We start from the raw sequence: 19,455 nt of genomic DNA on the forward strand, positions 1-19,455 counted from the left end.
CACGTTCCTGAACCTTCCAGCCTCGGCGGAAGAATTCAACCGCACCAAACTGCCCGTCTCGCAACCGGCGTTTAAAGGTTAACAGGAAATAAGGCACAAGAATCGGTAAGAGCAGGATAAAGACCAGTATGAGGATACATTCACGAATATTCTTAATCATGTTCGATCTGTCTGCCATCCCACTCAAAGGGGTATCCAAATTCCCGGTAAAGAAAATCCAGCCTGTGATTCGCTTCCCTGCTCCCTGCCTCATCCTGCAGTGCAATGATCCTCTGGTAATCATCGCGTGCCAGATTGGGACACTGTAGCGCTGCATAAGCATCTCCCCGCGTCAGCAGAGCCTGATTCAGCCCTTCCGCCGATTCAGCCTGCATTTCCACGGCACGATTAAAGTCTGCGATCGCTGTCTCCGACTGCCCGGTTGACAGAGAAATCTTCCCCCGTTCCAGAATCGTGCTGGCAATCTCATTGCCTGATAAGCCAGACAGCTGTGTGAGAATCGTATTACAATCAGTGACAGCCTCTTCAGGCTTCCCCATCGCGAAATACCAGTAACTCCGCGCACTCAAGATATTATATTTCTGAGACGCGGACAGTTCAGACAGTCGTTGCATCACCTTTGTAAGATCATCGATCGCCAGTTCGTACTGCCGTCCGACGCCGTAGCATCTCGCCCGGTTCAGGTACGCTTCATAAAGCTGCGCATCGGTCGCCTGCGGACATTTTTCGATGATGATGCTGTAATCTTCGATCAGGCATTCGTGAGTATTGAAAAAAACCAAACCTGCTGTAAATTCACAACGCTGAAACAATGCCTCAACCACGAACGATTCCGGCACATCCGCCAGTTCGTTAATCACACGTTTCAGATCGTCAAATGCCAGTATCCAGTTCGACGAATGGTGAATCGAATCCTTTCTATATTCCGGATTCATATAAAGTCGACTGCGATCCAGTAATGCCTGTGCAATCTCTGTCACTTTGGAATCCGGATGCTGAATCACCTGAGTACAGGCGGCAATCTTCAGTTCCAGGTCGGGATTCGAATGCCCGTTCCGCTGAATCCGATCTGTCACAGCCTTCACATACTCGTGAGTCTTTTCATAAGCCTGCGCACGTTGAAACAGCGCACGATCCTTCAACTCTTGCGTTGCACCGCCCAGATCCTCCAGCACTCGTGAATAATCCGCGATCGCCGGTTCCCATCGGGAAAATTGAGAATAGAGCACACCGCGACTGATCAGCGCCTGTGCCAACTCCACATCAGAGAGGCCAGGAGCATCAATCATCCGGGTCAATGCTTCAATATCTGCTTCCAGATTTTCTTCCATCGTCGATTCCGATCGGCTCTATGTTCCTCATTCCATTTTAATCGAAATCAGACGGTTCGCAATTTGAGATTGCACAGGTGCAAATCAATGCAGGTTTTCGGCATCCAGTCTCTGTTTCAGACCCGACGTGGGGTGCCACTGTCGGCTTGTCCGACAGTGAATACCAGACAGCGTCTATCCAGTTTCAGAAACACGGAACAGAACAGCAGACCACCTTCAGGATTTTCGTATCACCCAGTCCGCAATCCGCTCATTCTCTTCCAGATTTTCCCGTTCATAATAATAAACGGTCCCTTCTCGCAGCACGACACTTTCAGCGACCACATAAGATGGAATTTTCTCAAAGCCGGCATCACTCTCTGCTTCAATACAAAAAACCATATGTCTGTCACCCACGGCAATGGATTTTCGAACCGCTTCGATTTCATCATCTGAGGCCAGACGAAAGTGTGGATTCCAAAATAGAACCGGCAATGAAAGATAGGTGACTTCTCGAAACTCAACTTCGACTTCGTGATAATACGCGAAATCAAAGCTTCCAGTAATCAGAAGCTCGCCTCTTGAATATGATTCCATTCTGAAATCGTCGATATTAGTTGTTTCTACGATTTCATTGATTCGGCACAACCTGTCATTCAGCAAGACACTACCCCGGAGTCCCTTGTATTTGCGCGATCGCAGCTTTGCACTTCTGGGACAGATCAGGAGAGGCAGCCGGTGAGTCGATATACTCTTGCAGAATCTCAACAGCCCGATCCGGGCGCTCCGCATTGGCATGGGCCAGCGCGATCCAGAAGAACAGCTCTTCCATAGCAGGCCCGCCAAGACGTTCCGCTGTGAGAAACGATTCAATGGCTTCGTCGTATCGGTTCATCGCGAACAGGGTTTCTCCTCGAAACCGATGACTCATCGCCACGCCAGGGGCTTCTGCAATGAGCGCATCTACTTCCTTGAGCGCCCCCTTGTTATCTCCACGCTGAGCACGAGCGATCGCCTCGTCAGCAGAGGGAGGTTGTGTCCTTGATTTCCGTTTAAAAAATCCAATCATGTACGATTCCCCTCAACTACTTCTGATTGCCAGGTGCGTGATGAACTAAATGTAACCCCATTCTTTCAAAACCTGACACACCATGCAACACCTGTCCATTTATTCTGATCGTCGAATTATCGAAAGTAATCTGGTGAGGCGAATCAAATCTGAGTCTGAATCACCCTGTCCCCCGGTCCGCCGAAGGCGGATGCCCCAGCACCTGCCGATACTGGGCTGAGAACTGAAAGACACTCGCAAACCCCAACAGGTGCGCGACTTCTCCCACACGCAGGCCCTCCTGTTGCATCAGCCGCCGGGCGAATTCCATGCGGGTCCGTCTCAGAAACTGCTTGGGATTCTCGCCCATCTGCTCGCGAAATAACCGCCTGAGGTGCGGCTCCGAAAGCCCCGCGGTCTCCGCCAGGGCGCTGATCCGATAATTCTGATCCGGGGCAGCCTCAATCAGCCGCACCACCTTCCGCAGTCGATCATCCAGCCGTCGCTGTTCCCCCTGATCAGCTCCCGGAAACATCAGCCGTACCGCCGCCGCCAGCAGACAGCCTCCCTCATCCGCCTGTTCCGCCTGGATCGTTTTCAACAAACCGATCAGCGCCGACCGTTGGGGATCCTGGCCCGGGAAGGGGACCGCACGCTGTTCGGTCAGCCGCTTCGCCGACTGAAATTCAACGAACAGATACGACACCGGCTCCCGCCCGAAATACCGGTTCTCCCGCACTCCGGGCGCCAGGAGGCCCAGCCAACCAGCAGCGACCTGAAACGATTCCTCGGCGATCCGATACTCGCCGCTCCCCGCTTCCACATACAGAAACCGGTAATGCGATATCCGCCGGGGTCGCAGATGCAGTTCCTGATGAAACCGCACCCGGTTACTGGCAATATACTGAAATGAGTCTCCCATCACGACAGTTTCCCATGATCGTTTTTGACAAATAAATAACCGATTCTCCTATTCCGCAGCGGCACCGTCAACAGTAGGATGGCCGATTATGTTATCAGTGCTCCTCGCCAATTCGGTTCACTTTCGCCCGCTCGACCTGGCGGCGATCCTCGTCTACCTCACGCTCATGGCGGGAATGGGAATCTGGTTTTCCCGCCGCAACCAGTCGACCGAACACTACTTCCTCGGCGATCGAAATTTCCCCGGCTGGGCCATCGGCCTCTCCATGCTGGGTACCTCCATCAGCTCGGTTACATTCCTCGCCTTCCCAGCGGCCGCCTTCGCCCTCGACTGGCGACAGCTGATCTCTAACCTCACCTTACCCTTTGTCGCGGTACTGGCGATCATCGTCTTCATTCCCTTTTTTCGTCGGGGGAACACCACCAGTGCCTTCGAATACCTGGGCGACCGGTTTGGCACCGTCCCCCGTTTGTACGGCACCCTCAGTTTCATTCTCCTGCAACTGATTCGCCTCGGGAAAGTCCTCTTCCTGGTTTCGATTCCGGTCAGCCTGCTCACCGGCTGGGATATCCGTCTCGTCATCATCGGCGTCGGCATCTTCATCTCCTTCTACACCATTGCCGGCGGGATCGAAGCCGTCATCTGGACCGACGTTATTCAGACCATCGTCCTCTGGCTGGGGGGCATCCTCTGTTTCACGATTATCGTCCTGCGTCTGCCCGGCGGACTCGCACAGGTCTTTGAAGTCGGTTCCGCCCAAGGCAAGTTCGGCATCGGCTCATTTGACTTCAACCTGACCGAACGCACCTTCTGGACCGTCTCCCTGCTGGGCCTGCTCAACTGGCTGACGATTTATTCCAGCGACCAGAACGTCGTCCAGCGATTCATCGCCGCCCGCAGCCTCCGCGAAGCCCGCAAAGCGACCACCCTCTATTCCGTTCTCGCCGTGTTGACCTGGTCCTTCTTCTTCCTGGTCGGCACCTGCGTCTTCGTCTTCTACCGCGTCTTCCCGGAATCCGCAGTCGCCAACCTCCAGGCCGATGAAGTCTTCCCCTGGTTCATCCTCACCCAGGTCCCCGCGGGTCTGGCCGGGCTCGTCATTTCGGGAGTCCTCGCGGCTGCCATGTCCAGCCTCGACTCCTCGATCAACTCCATCGCCACCGTCACCACGGTCGACCTGCTCAAACCCTGGCTGGCCCCGGGCAGGGACGACCGCTTCTACCTGCGGTTCGCCCGCCTGATCGCCGTCCTGGCCTCAGCCGCCATGATCGGCAGCGCCGTCTTCTTCAGCTCCGTCGAAAAGGAAAGCATGAACGACCTCAGTTGGATCATCGCCTCCGTCTTTGGCGGCTGTCTGCTTGGCCTGTTCATGCTCGGCTTTTTCACCCGCCGCGTTGATAACACTGCCGCTGTCATCGGCCTGGCCGGAGCGATCCTGGTCAACCTCTATCTCGGCCTGAGCACCGGCGGCTGGCTCCCCGCAGCCTGGTCCCTCCAGATTCATACTTACTGGGTCGGTCTGTTCGTCAATCTGGCCTTCATTTCGCTGGCGCTGCTGATCAGTCTCTTCCGCAGCCCCAACACTCGTGATCTCACCGGCCTGACCGTCTGGACGCAGGAGCAACAGTCATGAGCAGCACTCTGCAGACCGACATCGCCATCCTCGGGGGCACCCCCGGCGGGATCGCCGCGGCCATCGCTGCCGCCCGCCTTGGACGCAGCGTCCTGTTAATCGAACCCCAGGCCCACCTCGGCGGCATGTCCACCAGCGGCCTGGGCAAAAGCGACGTCGAACGCCGCTACCTGATTGGCGGCCTGTTTCAGGAATTCACACAGCGCATCCACCAATACTACCTCGATTGCTACGCTCCCGATTCCTCAGACATCGCCCTCTGCCAGGACGGCTATTACTTCGAACCCTCGGTCGCCGAAACCGTCTTCCACGACATGCTCCAGGCACAGCCGCAGATCACCATCCTCACCAGTTACACCCTGGACTCCGCGACCACCAGCGCAAACCAATTGACGGCAATCGACATTCTCAGTCCCAGGGGAGAACGCATCACCGTCCACGCGCAAGTCTTCCTCGACGCCACCTATGAGGGCGACCTCCTGGCCGCTGCAGGTGCCGACTTCCGACTGGGACGCGAATCCCGCGACGAATTCGACGAACCCCACGCCGGTCAGATCTACTTCGACTACCAGCGACAACAGTTTCTCCCCGGCAGCACCGGGGCAGGCGACGACCGACTCCCCGCCTACACGTACCGTCTCTGCCTGACTACTGCCCCCGCGAACGCGGCACCCTTAACAGAAGCGTCTCCCGACTATGACCGCCGCCACTACCTCGGCTACTTCGACGATCTGGCCGCTGGCCGTCTGGCCGGTCCGCTACAGCTCAAACCGGGCCGGGGCTACGAACCGGCTCACTTTAACACGCTGGTCCGCGCTCTCAGCGTCACGCCGCTCCCGAACCACAAAACCGACGTCAACATCAACCCGCGTCCGCTCGGCTTCCCTTTTCCGGAACTGAACCGCGGCTATATCACCGGAGACGCCGCCACCCGCGCCGCTATCTCCACCCGCATCCGCAACCGCACCCTCGGCCTGCTCTGGTTCCTGCAAAACGACTCGCAGATTCCAATGCAACATCGCCAGATCGCCCGACAATATCATCTCCCACAGGACGAATTCACCGATAACCAGCATTTCCCCTGGCAGCTCTACATCCGCGAGGGGCGTCGCCTCCAGGGAGAATTCACCCTCACGGAACGGCACATCACCCATCAGCCGGAGCAGGGGATTGACCAGGCAGAAATCGAAACCTTCGCCGACACCATCGCCATCGGCGAATTCCCCATCGACAGCTTCCCCTGTCAGCCCAGACAACCGGGTAACACCATCGTCCTCGAAGGCTATCTCGGCATGCTGGACCAGATTACCCGCCCCTACGAGATCCCCTATCGGATCATGGTGCCGCAGACTATGGATGGACTCCTCGTCCCGGTGGCCGCCTCGACGACGCACGTCGCCTTTTCGTCGATTCGAATGGAACCGACCTGGATGGCCCTCGGGCAGGCCGCCGGCGTCGCCGCCCATCTGGCGATTGCGCAACAGTGTGCCCCCCGCAACATTCCGATTCACGAACTGCAACAGCAACTGGCCAGCGAAGGTCAGATCCTCCAACATCAACCTGAAATCAACCACGCTTCCACCAGGGAACCCCAGTCATGAAACAGCTGATTTATACGCTCACCCTTCTGGCATCGATCACCGCGGCCCTCGTTCCTGCCGTCGCAGCAGAGAAATCAGACTCACCGGTCACCGTTCTGAACCTCCCCGGTTCCGGCACCGATCCCGCGGCCATCGATTACCAAAGTCTCCCGGTACTCAAAGGCGAACACGCCATCATCAACCCGGCAGCCCTGGGGCCTTATCCGAGAAAATCAGATAAGATCGACCTCCGCGACCTGCGACTGAACCTGCACAACTACCTGATCTATCATGATGGCAAGTTCTGGTGCATCTGGAGCGACGGCCCCCGCATCGAAGACGAACCGACCCAGGAAATCAAGTACGTCACCAGCGTCGATGGTCTCCACTGGAGCCCAGCAAAATCGGTCACGGGCACTCCCGAAAAGCCCCACGCCTTCATCGCCCGCGGACTCTGGCTCCGCGATGGTCAACTGCTGACATTAGCAGCGAAATACCAGGGACACGGCGCCTTCGGCCCCCCGGACAAAAAACACCTGGAACTGGTCGCCTACCGCTGGGAGCCAAAGCAGGACAAGTGGATCTATGAGGGCCAACTCTACGACAATGCCATCAACAACTTCCCCCCGCAGAAGCTCCCCTCTAACAACTGGATTCTGACCCGCCGCGATTCGCGGTTCAACGTCAGCGTACTGATCGGCGGCGTCAAAGCCCTCAACGACTGGCAGTCCTTTCCCGTAGTGGGCGTCAAACAGGTCTCTGGCTTCCGTCCCGACGAACCGATCTTCTGGGTCCTGCCCGATAACAGCCTGTATGCACTCTTCCGCGACAACGGCAAATCGCAGCGGCTCTTCTTCTCGACTTCCAAAGACGAAGGCCGCACCTGGGACACCCCGCTCCTCTCCAACTTCCCCAACGCCAAAAGCAAACTGTTTTCGCTGGGCACCAGCCACGGCTTCCGCGTACTCGTCCTCAATGCGAACCCCCAGGTCAACCGCCGCGAACTCCACCTGGCGGTCAGCCCCGACAACAAAACCTTCACCCGTCTGGCGAAGCTGGAGATCCCCTCTCCAGCCGAACTCCCCGTTGAGCTTGCCTCGCTAAAGAAGAAATTCAGTGCCGGCATCGCCAGTCTGCAATACCCGCACGTCATCGAGCACGACGGTTACCTCTACATCGCCTTCTCACGCAACAAGCTGCAGACCGAAGTCTTCCGCGTGAAACTCGCCGACATCGACACCCTGCTGAAATCAGACCACAACTAGACGGAACGCGCTCCGCAGGCCTCCCGTGAACTCACTTCAGGCCTGCGGTTTTAATCCGTTTCTGCCAGTCCGGGTGCTGCGCTTTATACCTCTGAAACGCCTCGTATTCGCTGGCGACGATCTGTCCGTCGCTGTTCACATCAATGAACCCGAACAGCCACTCATAGGGAGATTTCTTCTCATTCCATTCCGCCTGGGAGACCGTCCCGTTCCCATCCGCATCGCACTCCCGGAGCAGCCCCCGCATCGTATAGCGGCCCCCTGATTTTCCCATCCCTGAATCGGGTTGATCCGTCGCGGGATCCCACACCAGTTTCTGCCCGGCCCGCTCCAGGACCCGTCGATAGGCTTTCGCATCGATGTCCTGCACGGCACAGTTTTCCGCCAGAGCCTGGCAGGCCGCGATCCCTGCCGACTCACCGCAGATCATAAACACCGGCTCCATCCGCGCCGAGGCGTACCCCAGATGCGTCGCTGAAAAACAGACCGGCACCAGCAGGTTTGTGCATTCGTCCTGCTGAGGTGTGATCGCCCGATAGGCAATCGGGTAGGGCTGATTCGTCGGCCCCTTGGAACCGCCGACAAACATCTTGCCCTCCAGGCCGACCAGGGTCTGTCCCTCCTGCTGTAACCAGATCCGCCGAACCGGGTACACGTCGATCCCGTACTGCGCCAGGCAGATCGGATCCTCGATCTCTGTCTTGTTATACACATCGTGCGCCGTCACCGTATAACGCCCCGCCAGGCGTCGCGACACGCGCACATACAACTGATGCGGCCAGCCGGCTGTCTCAGGATGAGGGCGTTGATCCAGTCCGAGTTCAGCCACTTCCTGACGATAAAACTCAGGCACGCGGTCATCGGTACTCATGAAATGATGTAGCCCACTTAAATAGTCTCTATGTGCCTGCCAGATCTTCACGTGCGCAGCGACATCACCGTCGGCATAAAACCGGCTGATGCCCACCGGCGACATCGAAATCAGCGAACTCCGCTGATAGTTCCACTCGCCCGAGTTCTTCCAGCCCGGAAATATCCCGATCAGCCGCTGCCGCAAGTCCTTCTCCCGGGGATGCTGCTGCTTCAGATACTCTACATACCGGCCCACCAGTTCGAAGTCTTCCGCCCGGTAATCCTCAGGAACACCAAACGGAGCCCTGTGTGCGGGATCGCTGGTCGTGTAATACCGAAAATTATACGCCTGCGTGTAATCGTCCGCCGCCCCCAGCGGCTTCCCATGATCTTTTTCCACCCCGCGTAACAGACCACTCTCTGGATCGCCGGGCGTCTGGAACGGATCCACGGGAGTCAGCCCCACCGGGGGCTGCACACCAGCGAATTCCTCGCCAAACTCCTCCGACGATTCCCGGCCGACGCGATAGGACACGCCTGCTTTCGCCAGCAGATCCCCTTCGTAACTGGCATCAATAAAGATCTGCGCCACAACACGTAATGCCTCGCGGGCTTCGGGTTCCACAACCGGCGTCCCCAGTTTGTCGAAGGGGGCCCGATCGAACAGAGCCGCCTGAATCGCGGTTTTGTCTCTCGCCTGTGGCGTACAACCGGCAATACGATGATCGAAGATCACCCTGATCTTGTGCTTCGCGAGCAGTTTCTGAAAGTCTTCGCGAATCGTTTTCGGACTGATCTCCGCCAGCACCCGGCGGTTCTCCGTTCGATCTTCGGTCCAGTTCGGCTGCCCCAGGCTTTTCAACAGCCCCCGTGTCATCCCTCCGGTCGCCGCATAGTTGGGACAGTCCTGCATCGGCTTGAGCCCCGCCCCCAGAATGCCACCCACCCAGCGACTCGGCTCCACAATCACCGCCGACCGTCCCTCGCGCTGCACCGTGACCGCCGCCAGGATCCCCGAAGGAGTCGCCCCGTAAATGCAGACATCCGCCTCCACGGTTTCAGGCTGTGCCACACCAGTACTCGTTCCGGAAAAGGCGACCAGACTTAAGATCGCCAGAAAAGTCCATTGACGCAGGCAGGAAAATATCATGATGGCAGACCAGGTTTGCAGGATTAGTTTTCAGCAGGAATAAACAATCCTTATGGTTTACCGCCCGACGCCAGACGAAGCAACACCATGCTTAAGGTTCTTGAGTAATCGAACCCGGTGAATGTCAACGCAATTCGCAACCCGACTCAACAAAACAGACAATGCCCGCCCAGCAGACAGTCGATCCCATCTGTCGCCAGATGCCACAGACAGCCCACCGCCACCGCCCGCCAGCGCCAGGAAGGAATACAGAGTAGCGCCGCATACACGGCCGCCGCCCACCAGGTATGCAGTGGATGAAACCCCAGGCTGCAGCGATGCGGATCAAAAATCGGATCGGCCAGCAGGTGATCAACGTCGATCAGCATCGTCGCCAGCATAATCAGCCCCGCCTGCACCCAGTGTTCCTTCCAGAGCAGACGCGCAATCAGAAAGGGAACCAGCAGGTGACACGCATAATGAATCAGATGCCGCACAACATCCGGAACAGCTTCCATAAGAGCAGGGGATCCTTTGACCGAAATTAATCTGAACAGAAGCCGTCATCATAGATCAGGCAGCAGGACGCTTCAATCTTCCCTGAGTAACATCCAGCGTGGCACTCGATGTCGGATCGTGAAGATCGAACATCCCTCCCACAAACCCGTCAATATTAACCCAACGATCAGAGTGGGCCATTTATAAAAACCCGTGGAGATCCCCCAGACAAGGTGGAGTGGTCCCCAGATGATTCCCACCAGAACTGCAGCGACAAGATACCGGCTTAGAATAAAATCGTAAAGTCCCACAGTAATTTCGGTCACAAACCGCAGCGGCATCAGTATCCACCAGAGTTTGGGCCTTGTTTGCTCGTCATTCTCCATTTCAGTCATATCACTGAGCCTGCCTCACATCGAGAATAGGTAATTCCTCAATTAAATCGAAAACGATCTCTTCAAGAATCTGGATAAGAGTAGACCGGATCACTGTCCACAGAATCGATAAAGACCTGGATCACATTTTTAAAGTCCGCCCCAAACCGTTGATAAGATTGAATCGCTTCCAGCAATGAATCCAGTTGCAGATGGGGTGATTCCTGGCTGATTTCAAGAAAGATTAACAGCAAAGGCTGGGGCCCTGCATAATCATAGCCTCCATCCTGCAGCATATCAGGAAACAACTCATCCAGGTAATCGAACAGGTCATAGCGGATGTCGAGATCTGGATTCTCCATCCGGGATGGATCAATACTGACGATCAGCCGATTCATACTCTTCATCAACCTTCCACAGTCATTCACCGTTCTTAATCCAGATGGAAAGAGAAAAAACCAATATGTGCACATCCGGCCCCAGTCTGAGGATCATATCCCACCCAGACCTCACCCCATGGGTACACTCTCGCTTCATATCCCTTGTCACGCAGCCATGCTGCTATAGCTTCGGCCCGTAAGCGTTCCTCAGATTCAGACCAGTCATTCCAGCTACCGTCCTTCTGTTTTGACTCCACCAGAGCGATGTTGTATTCGCGAAGCTTCCCCTCATAAAAAGCGAGACTGAAAATCATCCTGTGCTCATCAACCTCGACAACAGGTAAACGATACCAGACATACCCCCCGTTTTGCATCTCCTGCTGTTCAACTCCCTCAATCTGTGCAACCTCCGTTTCAGATAACTGCGTAGAAATGGTGATTCCCTCAGAGATCTGGATGGATATTTTCTGCATCAGTTCGCGGCGATCTTTCATTTCTTCGGGCAACGGATTCGTCTCTTCAAATAAAAGTACACACCAATTCCCGTCAGGCCCAGTAAAGTCAGCGCAGGCAACCATCGGTCAATAAATGTGTTCAACACGGCCACCTGCCTGTCCTGTGGGTCGACCAGCACTTCGATACGGTCACCCAATTGTTTCAGACAGTTTTCCCTTCTACCGTACCAGCTGCCCGTCAGGTGTACTCCCGCTTTCGTCTGGACCACAATCGCATATCCTGAGGAATGCTCTGTCTCTTTCCAGTGGCAGCCCACCACCTCACCCGGTTCACTTTCATACCGGCTCAAATACCAGACAGTCTTCCCCAGTTCATAAAACCCGACCAGGGGAATCAGGCAGACGGTGAAAATCATCATGGTGATCCACAGATACAACGTGCCCCGCAGAAAGTAATCGGTCACGACTTCAGCCCAGGAGGGGTTCAATCGACGCCGTTCATCCTCAGCGTGATCTTTTTCCCGCTGCGCATGCAATTCCTGGAAATGCTTTTCCGCAGAAAAGGGAGCGAATGAATTGACGAGTTCTTCGAGCTGAATGATCGATTGCAGATACGCCTCCCTCCTTTTTCTACAGTCTGCCTCCTCACGCTCTAAACCCCAGCCCAGCGAATAGACGGGCAGTCGCAGATCCAACTGACTAAATGGAATTTCAAGGGACACTTCTTCAGCATCATCAATCGAATTACCATACTTTTCCTGAAGCTGCCGCAGTCCCTCCAGATCCAGAGCATCGATCGTGTTCCGTAGCTGCTCCATCTGCTTTTCGGTAAGCTGAGCAAAACGCACATCCCGCTTGGGGCGATTACGGAAATAGGGATTGTCTGATTCTGCCCAAAGTGGTTCAGTATGCCAGCGAATCACCTGCGTCAGTTCACCCGAGGTGGTGATTTGAGTTTTCCACGAAGTCAGATCATCCAGACAGAACCCCGGAAGCCACCCGATACGAATCAGCGTATCCGGGTCGTCCAGCACATATTTTGTGATCATGGCGCGCTCCCGAGCTGACAGTTCATATCCAACGTTAATCCCGATTCATTTCGCCTCATAACCCGGCAGAAACTTCACCACGAACACGCCTTTGCCCTGTTCTTCGTGGCTCCAGGCCATGATCTCGGTCATGCATTCCATCAGTCGGTCATAGTCGCCGACGGCGTAAGTCGACGTGGAACCGGGGGTCACGCGGAGACCGGAATAGCTCTGCAGCTTCGCGATGAATTCTTTGATAAGCGGTTTGTATTCTTCCTGCAGCGGATAGAAACTGATTTCGGCGGTGCTGATCATGATGCGGCAGTCCTTTGATCTGAAAGCGTCAACGGGCCCTGTTCCTGTAAGAACAGTCTTACCAAATCGTAACAGACTCAAGGTAACTGTCAACCAGCAGTGAACTGCGTCCCCGGATCGTTAGAATGACACCTCACCCGATCCAGTATTCCCGCCGATTGAGCACCTCAGAACAGACAACCTCTCCCGTAACACGTCCCAGTACACCCGGGCAGAGTTCCTGCACCATCCACGCGTCCGCGTGTTCCACTGGAATGGGATGCGGCGCAATGAGCTCCTGGACGCCCGCCGGCTGAAAACCAAACCGTGTGTAATAGGCAGGATCGCCCAGCACAAACACCAGTTCGACTCCCGCGTCACGTAACTGGGACAATCCCGTTTCGATTAGTTGTTGCCCCACGCCCTGTTTCTGAGCAGAGGGAAGCACCGCCAGCGGAGCCAGAATCCGTGCAGCCACCGGCTCCGCCCCCTGGATCACCACCTTAGTAAACAGCACATGCCCCAGCACGCGCGGCCCGTCTTCCACCAGCAGTGAGAGGATCGGCTCGGCCGTCGGATCGGGCAGCAGTTCGTCCAGCAGCGAAACGATCACCGGTCCTTCCTCGGGCCCGAATGCCTCCCGGTGCACCGCTTTGACAGTCTCAAGATCAGCTGCCGTTGTCTGCCTGATGTCCATTCCCGGCTTTCATTGCTGCAGAATGAGTCGACAGGCGCAGTTCACGCAGCATCGATCGTTTTTTCGCCTGATGCGCCTGCATTCGCCTTAAAATATTATCCAGCGTCTTGACCGCGTGTAACACATGCGGCCCCTTATTGAGCATCACGCATTCCGCCCGGTGGCCCATCGCCGCATCGGTAATTTCCGCGCGGGACGGCATGCCTTCTTTAGCCAGCGTCTCCAGCACCTGCGTCGCCCAGATCACGGGGACGTGCGCCGCTTCACAGATCCAGAGAATTTCTTCCTGGACTTCCGCCATCCGTTCAAAGCCGCACTCCACTGCCAGGTCACCGCGGGCAATCATCACCCCGCAACAGGGAGAACGCATCGCCGTCAGCAGCATGTCGGGCAGATTTTCAAAACCCTGCCGCGTCTCAATCTTCAACACGATCGCCGGCTGCCGCCCGTCCAGCCGCTGCAGCTCCGCCTGCAGCTGTTCCACATCACTGGCACGATTCGCAAACGACAACTCGACGACATCCGCATGTGCTGCGACAAACGACAGATCTTCCAGATCCTGCTCTGTCAAAGCGGGCAGGCTGAGCTTACTCTCGGGCAGATTAATCCCTTTATCGGCTCTCAGCTTCGCTCCCTGCAGGCGCGTCTGAGTGATCCGCACCTGCACCTGTGTCGATTCCACCTTCTCGACCACGCCCCCGATTTTGCCGTCATCGAACCAGATCGACTCGCCCGACTGCACATCATCAAAGACGGTCGGAATCGAACAACCGATCCGGGCCGGCGTCAGCACCTGCCCGCCGCTGTCCCGCACCTCGGGACGGCCCGGCAGCTGATCCCGGGTGACGATCAACTGATCCCCCGGATGCAGCAGCAGACTGTTTTCCCGGGGCGCGACGTAGACAACGTTAGTCGTCCTCAGTTTGCGTTTTCCGGTCTCACTCCGTTGTCGCAAGGTCGTCCCGGGCACAATGTACGTCGTTTTATCGGCCTCTGCCCAGCAGCCCTCGTCCACACAATCCACCACGCGAAAAGTGCGTCGTGAATGCCGCGCATCGATCAATCGGATCTTGTCTCCTACCGCCAGCCGCTTCAGCCAGCCCGCATCCACCGGCAGACAGGCATCTGCCGGTGCAGGGGAGGCCACCGGTTGATCCGCCGGGTAGAACCAGATCCGCGCCGGGGCGATCACCCGGCCATACTCATCGCGGCGGGGACGGATTTTAACCACAGAGGCCACCGCTTCCAGGGGCCCGGTCCGCAGTTTCGGTCCGCCCAGATCCATCACCACCCGGCATTTCTTCCCTAACGCGAGTTCAGCACGCCTCAAATGGGCAATCATCCGCGACCAGGCTTCCGCGTCGTCGTGCGCACAATTGATCCGCATGCATTCCATGCCCTGCTGTAACAGGTGATAGACCAGCTCGTAATCGTCGGCGGCCTCACTGGGCATGGTCACCATGATTCGCACCCCGCGTCCCGGAGCAGCCGGCCCCAGCAGGGCTTCGGTATGTTCGACGAGCAACCGTTCCCCCGTGCTGAAATCAATGGTTGGCCCATCCGGCTCGGCCAGTTCGGTCATATTTCCGGTCAGCCGCTGCAGCACTTCCAGCACCGCATCGATGGTCGCCAGCACATGCGATTCCGCCCGGCCCAGGGAAGAGAGCCCCAGGGCTGCCAGTCGTATCTGCAGGGGACGCAAGTCGCGATGCCGGAGCGCGAGATAATGCAGCAGGTTGCGGGCACTGTCGCGATATCCTGCATGAATCTGCGCCAGCAGGGGCTGTGAGCAGACTCCCTCCGAGACCAGTCTGTCACGTATGACGACCAACTCTTCAAAGACCTGTTCATACTCCTGGTTACTGGATTGATAACCGGAGCCGCCATGCTCTACCGACAAGGGACACCCTCTGGTGAAGTCTGCTGCCTGTGATCTCCCTGATACGATTCAGGACCACTTTCCACTCTGACCGATCGGCTCAAAATCGCAACCAGAAATCGTATTCGGGCCACATGATTTCACAAAATCTTAACAGCCGTGAGTAACACGACCTGGCACCCTAGTCGGGAATATACTGATCGTAATAAGCAGTCCCAGTCGGACCGTGATACCCCCCGCTGCCATTAGAGGGAATGAATTGATCAAAATAGGCAGTGCCAATCGGACCGTTGTATCCCCCACTGCCATTGGCGGGAATGAACTGGTCGTAATAAGCTTTGCCGATCGGACGGACTTCCCCCCAGTAGGCATAGTCAGGAATAAACTGATCGAAATAAGGCCCCAGCGGATTTCCGCCAGCCAGTGGCAGCCCCGGAACTGTGTAGGTCGTCGGATCAGCGGGTTTCCATTTCCCGTCCTGATGGACCAGCCATTGCCCCTCTTCGGTCTGGTACATCCACTGACCGTTATAGCGATACCGTGCCCGCGTCGCATCATCAATGTCCAGATGCGCGGTTCCCTGTTTCACAATCGGATCGAGTTTTGCAGCGGAAGAACCGGCCTGATCCGCAGCCTGCAGCAGCAGAGGGCATACACCTAACACTGCCGTTACGGTTAATACGTTCAAAAAAAGTGGTTTCATTTTCATTCGTCCTTTCAACCCCAGAGCAAATAGATAATCCTGGCAATGCAGGGAAGGTTCTATTCACAATACCAATTCGGAATCAAAACGCAAGTTTTTTAACCAACCTGGCATTAACAGGGCCTTTCCTTGCAGAGATTTCTCTCCAAACGAACGAATAATGGGCCATTCAGCTAAGGCCCCAGGCCGATGGGGGCACCACCGGACGTCCCCAGTCCCAGACCTCCTGATGTACCACGGGAACCGGTTCCCCAGCGGCCATTACTCGAGCCGTTATACAGACCACGCCCATAATAACCGTTGCCGTAATAACCACGGCCGTAGTAACCACGACCATAAAATCCATTCCCATAGTAACCACGACCATAGTCACCACGTCCGTTGTTGTTGTAGAAGGGGCGGGTATAGCCACCATTGTAATAGCTGCCTGTGCCGTAGTAGTTACCGAAGGCGGGCGAGTCATCGTAGTTGTAGTAGTTACTGCTTCCTGATCTAGACCGCGCGGGCCCACCTCGCTGTGAGGTCCCCGACTGTGACATTTTCCGACTCGACTTACGGTACTTTGAGGTGTCGACGGGTTCCCATTTTCCGTCTTTCGAGATCATCCACTCCCCGTTTCCCATGTAGAACCACCAGTGCCCCTTGAAGTAGGTGTACCTGGAGCGGGTGGTTTCATCGATATCCAGATGCGCGGTCCCCTCCCGCACAATGGGATCGATCTTGATTTTGGGCTGCCCCTGCATCTTTCCAGCAGCATCCGGGTTTTGGTCTGCCCCCGGCTTCGCCTGCCCCGGGGTGGATTTCAATTTCGGCGGGGGAGCAGCCTCCTCAGGCTTTTCCGCTGCGACACTCCCGTTGTCTCCAGGGTCAGCATTCCGGCTCTGACTGGCTCCCTGGCCGGGTTTCTCAGCAGTGACTGCCCCCTCTGATGCTCCACCGTTCTCAACACTCTGTAACTGCGCCGACAGGAGCAGGGGGCTCAGCCCCAGCGCCAGTGCTGCGGTCAAGACTCTTAAATTCAGGCCCTTCATTGGAATTCCTCCCATATATCTTGCGAGTCTGTGAGATAACGTCTGGTAACACTGCAGAGAGACAGCAAGCCGCGTACCAACACTGAATAATACCAGAAACGTCCCCAAAAAGACAGAATTTCAAACGGTGGCCCAGGGACTCCGCAAGATCTTGCAGACAGCCGTCTGATTTCTTCAGCGCAGCAAAAAAGGCAGATCAGCTAAGGGCCATGGCTGATCTGCCTCGAACATGCTCCTTCATCGACCGACCAACGTCAGTCGGTTAGATTCCTCCTTGTGTTGCGCTCTTCAACTAGTTTGCAACATCAGCACCAATTCCGGCTCCGATAGCGGCACCGGTCTGTCCCCCCAGGGCACCACCGATCTGGGCCCCCACGGCAGCTCCCTGACGCTGACTGCGCGACCAGCCCCGGTAACCGGTTCCCCAGTTTCCGTTCCAGCCATTGTTGTAGCCACGTCCGTAGTAACCACGCCCATTAAACCCGTTTCTATAGTATCCACGACCCTAGAAGTGGTTTCATAACTTATTAAGTAAGGTGAACACGCACGCGAGTTGTGCGAATCCTAAAAACAAATGACTGTATCGTTCATATCGTATTACCAGACGACGAAAGTTGAACAGCCAGCTGATGGTGCGTTCGACTTTCCAGCGGCGTCGATATCGCCGCAGAGCACGCCCGTCTTGCGTCGCTGGTTTCACACGGTTCTTGCGATGCGGACAGATCAGCTCTATCTGCCGTTCCGCCAGCTCTGTGCGCAGGGGATCGCTGTCGGCCGCACGATCATAAATCAGGCGATCGGGGTCGCGTGGCAAAACTCGCTGGTCCAGCAGGGATTCAATCAGCTTCACCTCTGCCGGAGAGGCACTGGCACGATCCAAAGCGAGAGGGAGCCCGTTTCCGTCGACCAGCAGCATAAGCTTGGTTCCCTTTCCCCGTTTTGTCTTTCCGACATCGGCGCCCCTTTTTTTGCGGGGCAGAATGTGCCATCCCCGAATGCTTCCGACCAGACAACCAGCTTCCGGCGGTCTAAGTGTTCGAGCAATCGCTGCCACGCTTCCAGGAAGACACCGTCTTCGGTCCATTCCTTGAAACGCCGCCAGCAGGTGCTGGGAGATGGTAAAAATGTTGGTAAATCTTTCCATCGGGCACCGGTCCTTAATACCCAAAGGATTCCTTCGAGGCACTCGCGGGCAGCCACTCTGGGCCGCCCTCCGGCTGCGTTTACCGGTGGTTCTGGAAACAGATCTTTGATCAGAAGCCATTGCTCGTCCGAGAGTTGTGGTTTTGGTTCCGTCCTGGACCCGGTAATGTTGCGACCTGTGGCAGGTCGTGACACGCGGGTCATGGTCATAATGAGACCTCCTTTCGAGGGAGGTACTCGTACAAATACTATACCAAACTGTTCACGTAGTTTTGGGTTTTGAAACTACCTCTAGTTATTATAGTAGGGGCGAGAGTTATAGTAGCCATTGGAGTAGCCGCCATTGTCATAATAACCACCGTAGGCGGGTGAATTGTCATAGTAATAACTGCCGCCTGCATTGGACTGGGAATTAGCACTGCCATCATCCTGATAGGTCTGAGGCGGAGCCATCTGCTGACGGGGATTTCGGTACGTTACCGGATCAAATGCTTCCCAGGTCCCGTTATTATCGATCAACCATTGACCATTTTCGGTCTGGTACCACCAGTGACCATTGTGGTAGCGATACCGTGCCCGGGTCGCATCATCAATATCCAGGTGTGCCGTTCCCTCACGTACCATCGGATCAAGTTGTGCATTAGCCTGCCCCTGCATCTGCATTTTTCCCGAGGCATCCATGTTGGGACGGTTTGTCTGATGACGTTGCGGGCCGTCGGCACTCATCTTGTTCCGCATGTTCATTTTCATCTTGCCCTGCATTTGCTTCATTTTGTTCTGCATCTGCGCATCAGTTTTATTCTGCAGACGCGCCTTGTCACCCAGGTTCGCATCGGTCTTGTTCTGCAAACCGGCTTTGTTCTGCAGATTCACGCCGCCCGGTTTCTGAAGCTTCGCTTTATTCTGCAAATTGGCATCGGTCTGACTTTGGCCGGCTGCCTTGGCACCATCCAGCGCCTCACCTGCTGACTTGGTTCCAGGTGGCGTCGGTGCGACACCTTTCCCGGGTGCCTTCAAACCGGGTGTCCGGGCGGAACCGCTTGCCTTTGCATTGGCATCAGCCCCCACCTTGCCTTTATTACCGGCTCCTTGAACTGCTTTACCGGCTGCTTTGGCCCCTGCATCGAGCTGTGCATCGGGAGCGACTCCCCCTAACTGTGCCGACAGGAGCAGGGGACTGATCCCCAGCGCCGCCGCTGCTGTCAATACTCTTAAACTCAGGCCTTTCATTTGA

19 protein-coding genes are annotated in these 19,455 nt (G+C 56.2%); 3 read left to right on the forward strand and 16 right to left on the reverse strand.

The window, feature by feature from the left end; translation table 11 throughout:
- Positions 1-152: 152 nt before the first annotated feature.
- The 4 genes from Enr10x_RS09885 to Enr10x_RS09900 form a co-directional block, all read right to left on the reverse strand.
- The gene (locus Enr10x_RS09885) at positions 153-1,331 is read right to left on the reverse strand and encodes a tetratricopeptide repeat protein (protein ID WP_145448919.1); all 1,179 of its coding nucleotides are present in this window, start codon (positions 1,329-1,331) and stop codon (positions 153-155) included.
- A gap of 216 nt (positions 1,332-1,547) precedes the next feature.
- Positions 1,548-1,973, reverse strand: coding sequence for a hypothetical protein (locus Enr10x_RS09890; RefSeq protein ID WP_145448920.1), 426 nt, complete (start codon positions 1,971-1,973; stop codon positions 1,548-1,550).
- Positions 1,974-1,977: 4 nt separating this feature from the next.
- On the reverse strand, positions 1,978-2,379 hold the full coding sequence (locus tag Enr10x_RS09895; RefSeq protein ID WP_145448921.1) for a tetratricopeptide repeat protein: 402 nt from the start codon (positions 2,377-2,379) through the stop codon (positions 1,978-1,980).
- Between the two features lie 160 nt (positions 2,380-2,539).
- Entirely contained in the window at positions 2,540-3,280 is a 741-nt protein-coding gene (locus Enr10x_RS09900; protein WP_145448922.1) for an AraC family transcriptional regulator, read from the reverse strand.
- Between the two features lie 88 nt (positions 3,281-3,368).
- Here Enr10x_RS09900 and Enr10x_RS09905 point away from each other — a divergent pair, with 88 nt between their 5' ends.
- The 3 genes from Enr10x_RS09905 to Enr10x_RS09915 are packed head-to-tail and all read left to right on the forward strand — an operon-like array spanning position 3,369 to position 7,758.
- Positions 3,369-4,913, forward strand: coding sequence for a sodium:solute symporter (locus Enr10x_RS09905; protein ID WP_145448923.1), 1,545 nt, complete (start codon positions 3,369-3,371; stop codon positions 4,911-4,913).
- Positions 4,910-6,514 (forward strand): FAD-dependent oxidoreductase, encoded by a 1,605-nt coding sequence (locus Enr10x_RS09910; protein WP_145448924.1) that lies wholly within the window; start codon positions 4,910-4,912, stop codon positions 6,512-6,514. The genes Enr10x_RS09905 and Enr10x_RS09910 overlap by 4 nt, the downstream gene beginning before the upstream one ends.
- On the forward strand, positions 6,511-7,758 hold the full coding sequence (locus tag Enr10x_RS09915) for an exo-alpha-sialidase (protein ID WP_145448925.1): 1,248 nt from the start codon (positions 6,511-6,513) through the stop codon (positions 7,756-7,758). Before Enr10x_RS09910 ends, Enr10x_RS09915 begins: the two co-directional genes overlap by 4 nt.
- A gap of 31 nt (positions 7,759-7,789) precedes the next feature.
- Here the strand turns inward: Enr10x_RS09915 and Enr10x_RS09920 are convergent, their stop codons facing one another.
- The 12 genes from Enr10x_RS09920 to Enr10x_RS09975 all read right to left on the reverse strand — a co-directional run bounded on the left by Enr10x_RS09920 (position 7,790) and on the right by Enr10x_RS09975 (position 19,451).
- Positions 7,790-9,760, reverse strand: coding sequence for an FAD-dependent oxidoreductase (locus tag Enr10x_RS09920; protein ID WP_145448926.1), 1,971 nt, complete (start codon positions 9,758-9,760; stop codon positions 7,790-7,792).
- Between the two features lie 146 nt (positions 9,761-9,906).
- Entirely contained in the window at positions 9,907-10,257 is a 351-nt protein-coding gene (locus tag Enr10x_RS09925) for a DUF6122 family protein (protein ID WP_145448927.1), read from the reverse strand.
- Between the two features lie 437 nt (positions 10,258-10,694).
- Positions 10,695-11,018, reverse strand: a complete 324-nt coding sequence (locus tag Enr10x_RS09930; protein WP_145448928.1) for a hypothetical protein — start codon at positions 11,016-11,018, stop codon at positions 10,695-10,697.
- Positions 11,019-11,044: 26 nt separating this feature from the next.
- Positions 11,045-11,497: a hypothetical protein gene (locus tag Enr10x_RS09935; RefSeq protein WP_145448929.1), complete on the reverse strand. Its 453-nt coding sequence runs from the start codon at positions 11,495-11,497 to the stop codon at positions 11,045-11,047.
- Positions 11,482-12,495, reverse strand: a complete 1,014-nt coding sequence (locus Enr10x_RS09940; RefSeq protein ID WP_145448930.1) for a DUF3592 domain-containing protein — start codon at positions 12,493-12,495, stop codon at positions 11,482-11,484. Before Enr10x_RS09940 ends, Enr10x_RS09935 begins: the two co-directional genes overlap by 16 nt.
- A 45-nt stretch (positions 12,496-12,540) precedes the next feature.
- Positions 12,541-12,789 carry a histidine kinase gene (locus tag Enr10x_RS09945; RefSeq protein WP_145040837.1) on the reverse strand — a complete coding sequence of 83 codons (249 nt, stop codon included), beginning with the start codon at positions 12,787-12,789 and terminating at the stop codon, positions 12,541-12,543.
- Between the two features lie 133 nt (positions 12,790-12,922).
- Positions 12,923-13,465 carry a GNAT family N-acetyltransferase gene (locus Enr10x_RS09950; RefSeq protein WP_145448931.1) on the reverse strand — a complete coding sequence of 181 codons (543 nt, stop codon included), beginning with the start codon at positions 13,463-13,465 and terminating at the stop codon, positions 12,923-12,925.
- Positions 13,437-15,365: a pyruvate kinase gene (locus Enr10x_RS09955; RefSeq protein ID WP_145448932.1), complete on the reverse strand. Its 1,929-nt coding sequence runs from the start codon at positions 15,363-15,365 to the stop codon at positions 13,437-13,439. Before Enr10x_RS09955 ends, Enr10x_RS09950 begins: the two co-directional genes overlap by 29 nt.
- A gap of 160 nt (positions 15,366-15,525) precedes the next feature.
- Entirely contained in the window at positions 15,526-16,047 is a 522-nt protein-coding gene (locus tag Enr10x_RS09960; RefSeq protein WP_145448933.1) for a hypothetical protein, read from the reverse strand.
- A gap of 173 nt (positions 16,048-16,220) precedes the next feature.
- Positions 16,221-17,078, reverse strand: coding sequence for a hypothetical protein (locus tag Enr10x_RS09965; RefSeq protein ID WP_145448934.1), 858 nt, complete (start codon positions 17,076-17,078; stop codon positions 16,221-16,223).
- A 517-nt stretch (positions 17,079-17,595) separates the two neighbouring features.
- A protein-coding gene (locus Enr10x_RS09970) for an IS5 family transposase (protein WP_390621349.1) occupies positions 17,596-18,425 on the reverse strand; the annotation gives its coding sequence in 2 pieces (ribosomal slippage) (positions 17,596-18,035 and positions 18,035-18,425; 831 coding nt in all).
- Between the two features lie 87 nt (positions 18,426-18,512).
- Positions 18,513-19,451 (reverse strand): hypothetical protein, encoded by a 939-nt coding sequence (locus Enr10x_RS09975; RefSeq protein ID WP_145448935.1) that lies wholly within the window; start codon positions 19,449-19,451, stop codon positions 18,513-18,515.
- Positions 19,452-19,455: the final 4 nt, after the last annotated feature.

Origin of the sequence: Gimesia panareensis, from assembly GCF_007748155.1 — a bacterium.
Taxonomy (GTDB): Bacteria; Planctomycetota; Planctomycetia; order Planctomycetales; family Planctomycetaceae; genus Gimesia; species Gimesia panareensis.